We start from the raw sequence: 11,962 nt of genomic DNA on the forward strand, positions 1-11,962 counted from the left end.
TGTCCGCGGTCGCGTACACCGAGGCCGACAAGATGCTCCTGCTCGGCCCGGCGCTCGCGATCACCGACCAGAACGTCGACCAGTTCAACTACTGACGAACGGCCGCTCGTTATGCTGGCGCGGCAACAGGCGCCAGTGGAGGAGTGGATCGGGTGCGCACGACCGTGCAGGATGTCGCGCGTGCGGCCGGTGTCTCGGTGTCGACGGTCTCCCGTGCGCTGACCGGCGGCAGCGTCAGCCCGGCCACCCGCGAAGCCGTCGTCGCCGTCGCGCACCGGCTCGGCTACCAGCCCAACCGGGCCGCCCGGGGACTCATCACCGGGCGTACCGGAAACCTGGGGCTGATCGTCCCGGACCTGCGTAATCCCTTCTTCGCCGACGTGGCGAAGGGCGTGACCGCGCGGGCCCGGGCCGTCGACTGCGGAGTCTTCATCAGCGACACCGACGAGGACCCCGTCGCCGAACTCGAGGCGATCGCGACACTGCGGCACAACACCGACGGCATCCTGCTCTGCTCCCCGCGAGCCAAGGACGCCGAGTTGCTCGCCGCCGCCGACCCGCAGAACACGGTCCTGCTGCACCGCCGGGTACCCGGGTTGTCGTCCGTGGTGGCGGACATCGTCGACGGCACCCGCCAGGCGGTGCAGCACCTTCGGGCACTCGGGCACCGGCGTATCGCGTACGTTTCCGGCCCCGAGGACTCCTGGGCGACCCGGCAGCGCCTCGCCGGACTGGCCACCTTCGACGGCGACGACCTGGAGATCCTGCCGATCGGCTCGGTAGCACCGACCTTCGACGGCGGCGTCCTCGCCGGCGACCTGGTGCTGGCCGCTCCCGCCACCGCGGTCCTGGCCTACAACGACCTGGTGGCCATGGGTCTGCTGCACCGCCTGGCGGCCCGCGGCGCGGTCGTGCCCGACCGGCTGAGCGTCGTCGGCTACGACGACGTGAGCCTCGCCGGCATGAGCCACCCTCCCCTGACCAGCGTCTCCGTCCCCAAGGACCGGGCCGGCGCGATCGGCCTCGACCTGCTGCTGGGCCGGGCCGGCAGCATGACCGCCGCCCAGGGTGCCGAGGTCATCCTCCCCACGACCCTGGTCGTCCGCGCCTCCTCCGGCGAGCCTCCCGCCTGACCACTCCCGTCACCCGTCCTCGCCGCCGCCCATCAATGGACGGATCTCGTGAGGTTCGGCCGCCATCTCGACCCGAACCTCACAAGATCTGTGGGGCTGCCACGACACGGCCCCTCCCGCGACGATGACCTGTGCTCCGAGGCTCTCTAGCCGGTGAGTAACCGTTCGACGGAGTCGGCGAGTTCCCCCACCGTACGGCGGCCGTCGAGTTCGGTTGTCGCACCACGGCGGAGCAGGGGCTCGACCTCGTCCAGGTAACGCTTGATCTCTGCTTGCTGTTCGGCGGTCTTGCCGTAGGGATTGTTCGCTCGGTTCGCGACGCGTTCGAGGAGGACGTCGAGGGGCGCGCTCAGCAGAACGACGTGATCGAAGCGGTCGTAGAAGGTGCCCTGGTTGATCACGGTTCCGGAGACGACCACCTCGTCGCGATCATCCAGCAGGGCTGACATGCGGGGCTCGTCCCAGGTTCCGTCCGGCAGCGTCCAACCGTCGTAGTCGGTGTCGACGACGCGGTGGCCGCGACGCGACAGCTCCTCGAGCAGCGTGCTTTTCCCTGCGCCCGACATTCCCGTCACCAGTGCTCGCGTCACACCGCCACCCTACTGATGACGATCATCTAGGGCCGTTCTTGGCGCCCGGCTGTGGGGCAGGGCTGCTTCCCGGGCCGGGAGGCGGCCACAGGCCACAGTTCGGTGATCGACAGGGGCGGTGAATGGGTGACCGGGGGTGGTCGCCTCAGCCCCGGCGGTCGCGTGGGGGCCCTTGACCCGGCAGCCCCGCCGCGTGGGAGACACGGGACGGGGTTGCTGCGTTCGAGGGGGTGTTCCTTCCGTACCGTATAGATGGTTCTTAAGTGACCGCGCCCAGCTGCCACGGGATGAACTCGTCCCGGCCGAGGTCCAGGTCCTCGCTGCACGTCTCCTGGCCGGAGGCGACCGCGAGGATGGCCTCGAAGATCCGGTCGCCGGCCTCGGTGATGGTGAGCGAGCCGGTGACGATGCCGCCCGTGTCGAGGTCCATGTCCTCGCTCATCCGCTGGTAGGTCTCCGTGTTGGTGGCGACCTTCAGCACCGGCGCCGGCTTGCCGCCCAGCACCGAGCCGCGGCCGGTGGTGAAGACGACCACGGTGGCGCCGCCCGCGACCAGGCCGGTGACCGAGACCGGGTCGTAGCCGGGGGTGTCCATGAAGGTGAAACCACTGTCGGTGATCGGTTCGGCGTACTCGTAGACGGCGTTCAGCGGTGCGGAACCGCCCTTGGCCACGGCTCCGAGCGACTTCTCCAGGATCGTGGTGAGACCGCCGGCCTTGTTGCCGGGGGACGGGTTGTTGTCGAGGGTGCCGCCGCCGGCCTCGACGTACCGGTGCCACCAGGCGATCCTGTCGAGCAGCTTCTGGCCGACCTCCTTGCTGACCGCGCGGCGGGTGAGCAGGTGCTCGGCGCCGAAGACCTCGGGAGTCTCGGCCAGTACGGTGGTGGCGCCCTGGGCGACGAGCAGGTCGGAGGCGTGGCCGAGCGCCGGATTGGCGGTGATGCCGGAGTACCCGTCGGAGCCCCCGCAGTTGAGGCCGACCACGAGTTTCGAGGCGGGGAAGGTCTCGCGGCGGCGTTCGTTGAGGCGTTCCAGGAGGGTACGCACGACCGCCGTGCCCGCCCGCACGGTGGCGCGCACGCCGCCGGTGTCCTGGATGGTGAGCCGCTCGACGACGGTGTCGGAGTTCTCGGGAAGGCCGGCGAGCAGCGTGTCCACGCCGATCATCTCGCAGCCCAGCCCGAGGACCAGGATGCCGCCGATGTTGGGATGGTTCGCGTACCCGCGCAGCGTGCGCAGCAGGATCTGACCGCCCTCGCTGGCAGGGACCATGCCGCAGCCGGAGTCGTGGGCGAGCGCGACCACCCCGTCGACGTTCGGGTAGATGTCCATGATCGGGCCGCGGAACTGGTCGGCGATCATCCGGGCCGTCGACGCCGAGCAGTTCACCGACGTGACGATGCCGATGTAGTTGCGGGTGCCGACCCTGCCGTCGGAGCGCCGGTAGCCCTGGAACGTGCGCATGCCGCCAGTGGCCGGCGGGATCGGGGTGACGGCGGTGCCGAACTCGTACTCGTGGTCGACCGCGGCCATTCCCAGGTTGTGCGCGTGCACGTGGTCGCCGGCCCGCACCGCGGTCGTGGTCCGGCCGATGACCTGCCCGTACTTGTGGATCGGCGCGTTCTCGTCCAGGTCGTGCACCGCGATCTTGTGCCCGCGCGGCACGGTGGTCAGCACGGTCAGCTCCCGGCCGCCGTGCCGCAGCACCTCCCCGGCCGTCAGCTCGCGGGTCGCCACCGCGACGTCGTCGTGCTCGCGCAGCAGCAGGGCCACCTCGCGCAGGTCAGGTTCCGGCATGGGGATTCCTTGACGTGTTGTGGGAACGTTTGCAACCGCCATCCTGACACGCTCGGGGGTATGGCGGTACTTGCCCCGTGGCTCTGCCATCCTTATCTTCATGCAAATGAAAATCGCTTTCACTGGCAAGGGTGGCAGTGGGAAGAGCACCCTCGCGGCGCTGTTCGTGCAGCACCTGCGGGCGGCCGGGCACCGGGTCCTGGCCGTCGACGCCGACGTCAACGTGCACCTAGCGCCGCTGCTCGGGGTGACCGCGCGCGCCGAGGACGCGCTGTCGCACCCGGACAACGCGCGAAAGGTGCGCACGCACCTGCTCGGCACCAACCCGCTGATCGACGGACCGGACCACTTCGTGGCGACCACGCCGCCGGGGCCGGGCTCGCGCCTGGTCACGCTGGAGGCGGGCGACCCGGTGCTGGCCGGGCACGCGACCGCGCTCGACGAGCGGGTCCACGTCATGCACGTCGGCACCTACGAGCCCGGGGACATCGGCACCGGCTGCTACCACGGGCACCTGGCGATCCTGGAGAACCTGCTCTCGCACCTCGACCCGGCGGACGACGGCTGGGTGGTCTGCGACATGGTGGCCGGCACCGACGCCTTCGCGAACTCGCTGCACGCCCAGTTCGACGTGATCGTGGTGGTGGCCGAGCCGACGCCGGAGTCGGTGTCGGTGGCGCGGCGTTACCGGGAGCTGGCCGATGCGGCCGGTGTCCTGGACGCGGTCGCGATCGTCGGCAACAAGGTCGCCGACCGGTTCGACCTCGAGTACCTGGAACGGGAACTGGGCGTCGAGCCGATCGCGGTGCTCGGCGCGCAGACCGGGCTGCGGCGCGCGCGGCAGGCCGGGACGCCGCCGCGGCCGGAGGACCTGGACGACGCCTCCGCACTGACGCGCATCGCCGACCATGCGGCGGTCCGGTCACTGTCCGCGGTGGATCGGCAGGATTTGATGCGTACGCTCCACCTGCGCATGGCCGGCAAGGGCTGGGTCCGCGCCGCCCACGGCGACGTGTCGACCCAACTGGTGTGATCGTCGCGGCGCCGCCCCGGCAGGAGCGGCGCCGCGCCCCGCTCAGTTGCCGCTGAGCGTCTGGATCACGCCGTCGGCCAGCAGGCTCTGGTAATAGGCGCCGCCCGGGTAATAGGAACCCTCGCCGGAGGCCCAGTTCACGGCGAGGGTCTGCAGCGCCGCGACGTTGGCCGCCTGCGAGGTGCCGGCGGTCAGCGTGCAGAGCACGTTGGTGCTGGCGCCCTCGGCGTCACAGTGCGAGCCGGTGGTCAGCCGGACACCGAGGAACGGCCGGTCGAGGGTGCCGGTCAGTTCGACGGTGCCGCTCGCGTCGCTGTTGGCCAGGTACGGCGGTGACGAGATGGTGAGGATCGGCAGCGAGGTGCCGGCCAGTCCGTTCAGCCCGCTCGCCATGTTGTTGCCGAAGATCGACTTCACCGGATCGAGCAGCTGCAGGTGCTGGACGTTCGCGAAGGCGGCCGGATGGGCGGTGCGCAGCCGGTTGGCGATGTAGGTGACGGCCTCGCCGCCGGCCGAGTGCCCCGCCAGCACGTACCTGGACGGCAGGGTGCTGCCGGACCGCCCGGCCTTGGCGGCGGCCGCGGCGTAGCTCCTGGCCAGCGCGCCCGACGGGTTGGCGGCGTCGCCGATCCAGGTAGCGACGCTGTTCAGGAAGGCCGTGTTGTTGCCGAGGTTGTTGACCGTGCAGCCGTAGATGTCGGCGGACGGCAGGGTCGGCGCGACGACCAGATATCCGGCGGCCTGGTACTTCCGGGCCAGGTCGGCCACGTTGTCGTTGGCGCGGGAGAAGCCGTGCTGCAGATACACCAGGGCCTTGGGGCTCGTGGTGGCCGGGAAGTACCAGTCGGCGTCCGGCTTGTAGGTGTAGATCCAGCAGGGCACCGAGATGCTGCCGTCCACCTCGGCGGCGGTGGCGGCGTTCGCGGTCGAGGGGGCGGCTACGAGGACGCTCGCGGATATCACGAGCGTGGCGAGGGCATGGCGAAGGGACAGAGACACGGGACCTCCAGGGGTGTCCGTAACGCTCTCCGAAACAGTGTTTCCATTAGCCGTGGTCGATGATGAACTGTCAACCGTTTGAGTCGCCCCAACCGGAGAAATGTGAACACCAGCGGCCGATTACGATGTGCCGCGATCTCTTTGGCGGCTGAGACGAGGCGACATGCGGTGGTTCCGGTTCGGGGCGGGTAAGCGACAGGCCGAGCGGGACCCCGGCCGCCAACAGGAGCTCTACCGGGCACTGCGGGAGCGGTTCGGCGGGCACGTGCCCGGGCGCTTCGCCGACCAGGCGGCCGCGGGCGCGGCGATGCTCGACGGCGACGACGGGATCATCGTCGCGGCGGTGGTGCTGCGCGAGTACGCCGACGCCGCCTACGCGGCCACCGTGGCGCAGGGCTTCCAGACCGAACGCCACGACTACCGGTGGACCTGGCAGCACGCCGGACCGCGGCTCCGGTCACCGTTGTCGGCGATGCCGGGCGGGCTTCATCCGTACGTCCATGTCGCGGCCGCCGCGGCCGTGGTCGCCACCCGGGCCAAGCAGGTCGTACGGGTGACCGCCGCCGAGCCGGTGCTGAGCCACGTGCTGGAGATCCTCGACCTGGTCACGTCCGGCTGGGAGTACGGCGGCGTGGCGCCCGACGCCGACGGTGCCTCGCTGGCGGCCGGGCTGATCGCGGCCGCGCGGGACCTGCGCAACGCGATGCCGGACGCGCCGCCGCTTCCGCCCGGCATCCGCGATCAGATGCGCCGCAACAACACCGTCGACGTCTGGGACCCGGCCGCCAACAGGATCGTGGGCGGCTTCAACCCGGGCCGCACCATGCGCGAGGCCCTGCTCGCCTAGGCCCGGCTGTGTCACACCGCTGTCTCGGGCCCGCCGAGACAGCAGTACGACACAGCCGGTGGTGGTCAGGCGAGGCGCAGCTTGCGGGCGGCCACGCCGATGCGCAGGCGCTGGCCCCAGGACAGCTCCAGGGCGTCGGTCTCCAGGCCGTCGGCGAAGACGACCAGACGCTCGGACTCGCTGGTCAGCTCCAGCTCGGCGCCGGCGGTGAGCAGGCCCGCGGTCCGGGTGACACCGGTCGCGGGGGAGGGCCACGCCTCCCGGACGAACCAGCACAGCGCCGGCTCGTCAGGAGCGGGCAGCGCCGGGGCCGCGGCGCGTTCGCGGGCGATCGAGGCGCACCAGCCGGTCGCTCCGGTGCCCGTGCCGGCGATCAGCCCGGAAGACGACTGCCGTTCACGTGCGCCCTCGGGTGTGGACAGCACGTATCGTGCCGACTGGTGGCCGGCGTGTCCCACATAGACCTCGTTGAGGCCGTAGAGCTCCTGGCCGTCGTCGAGCCGGGCCACCACCATGGTCCGCTCCCGGGCGTCCCGGCCGGTGGTGCCGAGCAGGGTGGCGACCGCACCCGCCCGGTGCCGGGCCAGTACGCCGGGGTTGCGGCCGGGCTCGGGGTCGACGCCGATGACGGGCTGTCCGTCCAGATACTTCGCCACGTTGGCCACCAGGCCGTCCTGACCGACCGCGATGATCACGTCCTCCGGAGCGAACAGGAACCGTGGCAGGTCCGCGCGCTCCACGTGCCCGCGCCGCCAGTCGGCCGGGACGGCCGTGCCCACCTCGGTGAGCGCCGCCTTCAACGCCTCATGCCGGACGGTCACCTCGTCGAGGTCGCGGCCCCGCTGGCGCAGGAAATACGCCGCGGCACCGAGCGTGCCGTGCCGGGCGAGCAGCTCGTCGAGCTCGCTGCGCCGCGACACGATCACGATCCGCGGGGTCAGGGTGCTCACTTGCCGAGCCGCCCGGCCAGCTTGGTGAGCACGTCGGGGGTGACGGTCAGCTCGTTGATCTGTGGCAGCTGACCGGCCAGCTCGCGCAGCGCGAGAGCCTGCAGGACAGCCGGCGGCAGGTCACGGTAGGTGGCCATGCGCGCGGCCTCGGCCTCCGCCTCGGCCAGGCCCACGAGTCGGGCGCCGGCGGCGCGGGCCTCGTCGCGGACCCGGGTGGCCTCGGCCTCGCCGGCGGCGGCCCGCCTGGCCCGCTCGGTGGCCGCGATGCTGGCCACCTCCTTGCGGTCGGCGTCGGCCTTCGCCGCGACCAGCTGGGTCTCGGCGTCGAGCTCTGCCTCGCGGCGGGTGTTGGCACCGTGCTGCTCGACCAGCTCCTGCTGCCTGCGGGCCAGCTCGATCTTGCTCTGCAACTCGTTCTCGGCGATCTGCCGCTCCTGCTGGACGGCGTGCGCACGGCGGGCGTAGGTCGCCTTGTCGGCGTCCTGCTGCACCTGCTCACGGGTCGGTGTCTGCAGGGCCCGCTCCAGGTCGGGCTCCGGGCGGATCGCGACGACCCGTGCGCTGACCACCGACACGCCGGTCTCGACCAGGCGCGGGTCGCTCGCGAGGGCGTCGGCGACCGACTGCCGGACCGGGGCGATGCCGGTGGTCAGCGCCTCGGCCAGCGGCAGCCGGGCCAGCACGTCGAGGGCGGGCTGCTGGGCCAGCTCGGCGAGCAGGGTGGCCACCTGGTCGAGCGGCTGGCCGCGCCAGCGACCCTTGTAGGGGTCGATGGAGAAGTCGAGACGGCCCGCGGCCGCTGACGGGTCACTGAACCGGTAGGTGACCGTGGCCTGCACGGTCACGTCGGCGAAGTCCTCGGTGCGGGCGTGGAACAGCAGCGGCAGCTCGCGGTCGTCGACCGGGACCTCGGACAGGACCGCGGTGAGCGGCCGATACCAGAACGAGAGCCCGGTGCCGGAGCGCTTCTCCCGGCCCTTCACGGTGTGGCTGACCCAGCTCGTCGGGGCGCCACGCAGGTGCCGGAGGTGGAGGCGGCGCGTCACGTCAGCCATGTCGATCCCTTCGTTGTCGTCAACCTGACGATAAAGCCTGCACGCTATTATCGTCAACATGACGACAAGCGTGGTGTCGGTCACCGTGGACCTGGTGCTTCTGACCATCCGCCAGGGCGCGCTGCAGGCTCTGCTGATCCGGCGCGGCATCGAGCCGTACCTCGGTAAATGGGCCCTGCCCGGTGGTTTCGTCCTGCCCGACGAGGACCTCGATGAGGCGGCCGCGCGCGAACTGCGCGAGGAGACCGGGCTCGACCCGCGCACGGGACACTTCGAACAGCTGGCCACCTACGGCGCGCCGGGCCGTGACCCGCGTGGCCGGGTGGTGACGATCGCCTACCTGGCACTGCTCCCGGACCTGCCGAGCCCGGTGGCCGGCAGCGACGCGGCCGGCGCCGCCTGGCGGCCGGTCGACGACATCGAGGCCGGTGACCTGGCTTTCGACCACGACCGGATCCTCGCCGACGGCATCGAGCGGGCCCGCGCCAAGCTCGAGTACACCCCGCTGGCCACCGCGTTCTGCCCACCCGAGTTCACCGTGGCCGAGCTGCGGCAGGTCTACGAGACCGTGTGGCGGACCCGTCTCGACCCGCGCAACTTCCATCGCAAGGTGACCGGCGCCGAGGGCTTCGTGGAGGCCACCGGCGGCACTGTGATCCGCGAGCGGGGCCGCCCGGCCCAGCTCTTCCGGCGCGGCCCGGCCGCCCTGCTGCATCCGCCGCTGCTGCGGTCCGGGCAGGTTTGACCCGAAGGGCTCAGTACCGCTTTCTCCGGGCCGATGCGACGGAAGAGAGAAACTCCGACCGAACTGACCGGGATACCCCATGCCTCACCTTGTTGATCTCAGCGTCGCCCAACGGCTGTCCTCGATCGTGGTGACCGGTGTGCTCGTCGCCGGAGCACTGACCGGCATCGGGCTGTGGTCACAGGAGCAGCTGAGCATCAAGCAGGAGAGCCTCAACAACTTCACGGTCACCAAGGCCGGCCTCAACCACCTGGACACCCGCGAGGCCGAGCTCAAGGTCGACGCCTACCGCGCGGCGAACGGCGACGACGTGACCGGGGACGCCGCCGACGACGTGGTCTCGGCCAACGAGGCTCTCGCGGCCGCCGGCGCCCAGGAGGTCGGTGACATCGACGATGCGATCAAGGCGCTGGGCGACGAGGTGGAGGCGTTCAACGTCTTCGTCACCGAGTTCGTGGCCGACGCGGTCGCCGACCGGCGCAGCGTGGCCGGCCGGTACGAACTGATCGCCGAGCAGAACGGCGTGGTCGACGACGCGATCGGCGCCATTCACGAGAAGCTCGACGCCGGCATCCTGGAGCAGCGTGAGGCCATGGAGTCGACCAAGTCGTCGGCCATGTGGTGGATGCTGGCCGTCGCCGCCGGCGGCCTGATCGTGCTGGTGGCGCTGTCGGTACCGCTGGTCCGCTCGATCCTGGGCCCGGTCCGGCGCGTCGGCGCGGTGGTCGCGGCCCTCTCCCGGGGCGACCTGACCCAGCGGACCGGCATCGTGTCCCGTGACGAGCTGGGCGTCATGGCGGCCGAGCTCGACACCGCCGTGGACAGCATCCGCACCACCATGCAGCGGATGGCCGAGAACGCCGACACCCTGGCCGGCGCCGCCACCGAACTCTCGGCGACCAGCCAGGAGATCGCCGGCGCGGCGGACAAGGCCGACCACCAGACCTCGGCCGCGTCGACCGAGGCCGAGGAGATCTCCCGCAACGTGCAGACCGTTGCGGCCGGCAGCGAGGAGATGGGCGTCTCGATCCGCGAGATCTCGGAGAACACCAACCGGGCCGCCCAGATCGCCGGTGAGGCGGTCTCCGAGGCGGCGCTCGCGACGCAGCGCATCGAGCAGCTCGGGGCGTCGAGCGTGGAGATCGGCAACGTCGTCAAGCTGATCACCTCGATCGCTGAGCAGACCAACCTGCTGGCGCTCAACGCCACCATCGAGGCGGCCCGTGCGGGCGAGATGGGCAAGGGTTTCGCCGTGGTGGCCAGCGAGGTCAAGGACCTGGCCCAGGAGACGGCCCGCGCCACCGAGGACATCACCAGCCGGGTCACGGCGATCCAGCAGGAGACCGGCGGCCTGGTCGACGTGATCAGCCGGGTCAGCGAGGTCATCGCCAAGATCAACGACTATCAGACGACGATCGCCAGCGCGGTCGAGGAGCAGACCGCGACGACGGCCGAGATGAGCCGGAGCATCAGCGAGGTCGCATCCGGCAGCGGGCGGATCGCGGTCAGCATCGCCGAGGTGGCGCGGGCCAGTTCGATCTCGGTGGCGGGCACCAGCCAGACCAACCTGGCCAGTGCCGAGGTGGCCCGTACCGCCGAGGAGTTGCGCGTGCTGGTGGGCTCTTTTCGTGTCAGTTGATTACTGACGCAGGTCCATCCCGTAGCACGGTGTTGACATTGAAGAAGCGTTCGCGTCTACTTCCTCACGTCTCCTGCTGGCCGATTTCGAACAAGGTTCTGCCCTCTCCGTCGCCGAGCCGCCCGGAAAGGTAGTTGGTCAATCCATGTCGCTCACCGCAGCTCAGGTCGGCAGCAACGCGTTCCGGGAGCCGGCGGAGGGTGCGCGCGGCTACAACGACGTCCAGGTCGACGCCTTCCTCAAGGAGGTGGCCGACGAGATGGGCCGCCTGGAGGCGGAGAACCGCGACCTCGCCGAGCTGTGCCGGCTGGAGGCCGAGTGCGCCGAGGCGCAGGAGCGCGTCGAGAGATTGCGGGCGGAGCTGGAGAAGGCCCGCTCGGTGGACCCGTCGCGGCTCGTGGAGTTCGCCCAGCAGACCGCCGACCAGCACACCGCCGAGGCGAACCGGGTCGCCGCGGACGTGTTGCGCAGGGCGTCGACCGAGGCCGCGCTGCTGGTCAGCGACGCGGAACTGCGGGCGTCGACGGTGGTGGCCGACGCGCGCAGCGTCCACGCCGAACGGATCGCCGGCCTGGTCACCAAGCGCCGCGACGCCCTGGAACGGATCGACGCGCTGTGCCGGGAGGCCCGGGAGCGCCGGGAGTCCCTGATCAGCCAGCTGGGGGACCGCCTGCGGGGCATGGACCCGAAGCCGGCGAACCGATCGCCGCGCTGACCAGCTCCTCCAGAATCCGCCGGTCGGCCTCGGTCAGGCCCTCGAAGATGTCGGGCAGGCGGACGGCCACGTCGCGGTGCAGTGCCTGGCCGATCTCCTTGCCCATCGGGGTGCCGGCCACGCTGCACGCGCGGCGGTCGCTGGGGCACGCCACCCGCTCGACGAGACCGCGGCGCACGGTGCGGTCGACCAGCCCGCTCAGGCCGGGTTTGGCCAGCCCGAGTGTCTGAGCCAGCTCGCCCATGCCGCGGGGCTCGTCCTTGACCGCGCAGAGCAGCTGGGCCTGCGCGACGGTCAGATCGTGGTCGGCGCAGATCTGCGCGTAACGCCGCTGGATCAGCACGGACAGGCACACCAAGGCGTTGCCGAAGCCCGAGGTCGCTGTCATGCGGGTCATCCTACCTTGCAGAAGTTCGCGCTGCGAACTAGTTTGTTTCGCGACGCGAACTTTCCACTGA

General features: G+C 71.0%; 12 protein-coding genes. 6 read left to right on the plus strand and 6 right to left on the minus strand.

The annotated features are described in order from the left end of the window. The first annotated feature begins 152 nt into the window (after window positions 1-152). The gene (locus CLV67_RS36030; RefSeq protein WP_106326672.1) at window positions 153-1,133 is read left to right on the plus strand and encodes a LacI family DNA-binding transcriptional regulator; all 981 of its coding nucleotides are present in this window, start codon (window positions 153-155) and stop codon (window positions 1,131-1,133) included. A 146-nt stretch (window positions 1,134-1,279) separates the two neighbouring features. Here the strand turns inward: CLV67_RS36030 and CLV67_RS36035 are convergent, their stop codons facing one another. Both CLV67_RS36035 and CLV67_RS36040 read right to left on the minus strand, forming a co-directional pair. Then, a complete protein-coding gene (locus CLV67_RS36035; protein ID WP_170154127.1) occupies window positions 1,280-1,723 on the minus strand; it encodes an AAA family ATPase in 444 nt (147 codons plus the stop codon). Window positions 1,724-1,982: 259 nt separating this feature from the next. Beyond that, window positions 1,983-3,521, minus strand: a complete 1,539-nt coding sequence (locus CLV67_RS36040; RefSeq protein WP_106326676.1) for a UxaA family hydrolase — start codon at window positions 3,519-3,521, stop codon at window positions 1,983-1,985. 106 nt (window positions 3,522-3,627) lie between these two features. Between CLV67_RS36040 and CLV67_RS36045 the strand changes: the two genes are divergently transcribed. Continuing rightward, window positions 3,628-4,554 carry an ATP-binding protein gene (locus CLV67_RS36045; RefSeq protein ID WP_106326678.1) on the plus strand — a complete coding sequence of 309 codons (927 nt, stop codon included), beginning with the start codon at window positions 3,628-3,630 and terminating at the stop codon, window positions 4,552-4,554. A 42-nt stretch (window positions 4,555-4,596) separates the two neighbouring features. On the opposite strand, the gene CLV67_RS36050 is transcribed toward CLV67_RS36045, so the two are convergent. Beyond that, window positions 4,597-5,553, minus strand: coding sequence for an alpha/beta fold hydrolase (locus tag CLV67_RS36050; RefSeq protein WP_106326680.1), 957 nt, complete (start codon window positions 5,551-5,553; stop codon window positions 4,597-4,599). Between the two features lie 163 nt (window positions 5,554-5,716). Between CLV67_RS36050 and CLV67_RS36055 the strand changes: the two genes are divergently transcribed. Beyond that, on the plus strand, window positions 5,717-6,400 hold the full coding sequence (locus tag CLV67_RS36055) for a hypothetical protein (protein WP_106326682.1): 684 nt from the start codon (window positions 5,717-5,719) through the stop codon (window positions 6,398-6,400). Window positions 6,401-6,465: 65 nt separating this feature from the next. Here CLV67_RS36055 and CLV67_RS36060 read toward each other — a convergent pair whose 3' ends face one another. Together CLV67_RS36060 and CLV67_RS36065 are read right to left on the minus strand one after the other, a co-directional pair. Continuing rightward, complete coding sequence (locus CLV67_RS36060; RefSeq protein WP_106326684.1) at window positions 6,466-7,350, minus strand: diacylglycerol kinase catalytic domain-containing protein; 885 nt, start codon at window positions 7,348-7,350, stop codon at window positions 6,466-6,468. Continuing rightward, window positions 7,347-8,405 carry an SPFH domain-containing protein gene (locus CLV67_RS36065; protein ID WP_106326686.1) on the minus strand — a complete coding sequence of 353 codons (1,059 nt, stop codon included), beginning with the start codon at window positions 8,403-8,405 and terminating at the stop codon, window positions 7,347-7,349. The genes CLV67_RS36060 and CLV67_RS36065 overlap by 4 nt, the downstream gene beginning before the upstream one ends. 58 nt (window positions 8,406-8,463) lie before the next feature. Between CLV67_RS36065 and CLV67_RS36070 the strand changes: the two genes are divergently transcribed. The 3 genes from CLV67_RS36070 to CLV67_RS36080 all read left to right on the plus strand — a co-directional run bounded on the left by CLV67_RS36070 (window position 8,464) and on the right by CLV67_RS36080 (window position 11,504). Then, window positions 8,464-9,150 carry an NUDIX hydrolase gene (locus CLV67_RS36070; RefSeq protein ID WP_106326688.1) on the plus strand — a complete coding sequence of 229 codons (687 nt, stop codon included), beginning with the start codon at window positions 8,464-8,466 and terminating at the stop codon, window positions 9,148-9,150. Window positions 9,151-9,229: 79 nt separating this feature from the next. Next, the gene (locus CLV67_RS36075) at window positions 9,230-10,789 is read left to right on the plus strand and encodes a methyl-accepting chemotaxis protein (RefSeq protein WP_106326690.1); all 1,560 of its coding nucleotides are present in this window, start codon (window positions 9,230-9,232) and stop codon (window positions 10,787-10,789) included. A gap of 145 nt (window positions 10,790-10,934) precedes the next feature. After that, a complete protein-coding gene (locus CLV67_RS36080; protein WP_106326692.1) occupies window positions 10,935-11,504 on the plus strand; it encodes a DivIVA domain-containing protein in 570 nt (189 codons plus the stop codon). Here CLV67_RS36080 and CLV67_RS36085 read toward each other — a convergent pair. Beyond that, window positions 11,440-11,892 carry a MarR family winged helix-turn-helix transcriptional regulator gene (locus CLV67_RS36085; RefSeq protein WP_170154128.1) on the minus strand — a complete coding sequence of 151 codons (453 nt, stop codon included), beginning with the start codon at window positions 11,890-11,892 and terminating at the stop codon, window positions 11,440-11,442. The two genes, CLV67_RS36080 and CLV67_RS36085, sit on opposite strands and share 65 nt — an antisense overlap. Window positions 11,893-11,962 lie beyond the last annotated feature (70 nt).

The sequence above is a fragment of the Actinoplanes italicus genome (genome assembly GCF_003001815.1).
Lineage (GTDB): Bacteria > Actinomycetota > Actinomycetes > Mycobacteriales > Micromonosporaceae > Actinoplanes > Actinoplanes italicus.

Bases quoted from the DNA above. Each gene is read 5' to 3' on its own strand.
- CLV67_RS36040 (WP_106326676.1), bottom strand. From the start codon at position 3,521: ATGCCGGAACCTGACCTGCGCGAGGTGGCCCTGCTGCTGCGCGAGCAC.
- CLV67_RS36070 (WP_106326688.1), top strand. From the start codon at position 8,464: ATGACGACAAGCGTGGTGTCGGTCACCGTGGACCTGGTGCTTCTGACC.
- CLV67_RS36065 (WP_106326686.1), bottom strand. From the start codon at position 8,405: ATGGCTGACGTGACGCGCCGCCTCCACCTCCGGCACCTGCGTGGCGCC.
- CLV67_RS36085 (WP_170154128.1), bottom strand. From the start codon at position 11,892: ATGACAGCGACCTCGGGCTTCGGCAACGCCTTGGTGTGCCTGTCCGTG.
- CLV67_RS36055 (WP_106326682.1), top strand. From the start codon at position 5,717: ATGCGGTGGTTCCGGTTCGGGGCGGGTAAGCGACAGGCCGAGCGGGAC.
- CLV67_RS36080 (WP_106326692.1), top strand. From the start codon at position 10,935: ATGTCGCTCACCGCAGCTCAGGTCGGCAGCAACGCGTTCCGGGAGCCG.
- CLV67_RS36075 (WP_106326690.1), top strand. From the start codon at position 9,230: ATGCCTCACCTTGTTGATCTCAGCGTCGCCCAACGGCTGTCCTCGATC.
- CLV67_RS36045 (WP_106326678.1), top strand. From the start codon at position 3,628: ATGAAAATCGCTTTCACTGGCAAGGGTGGCAGTGGGAAGAGCACCCTC.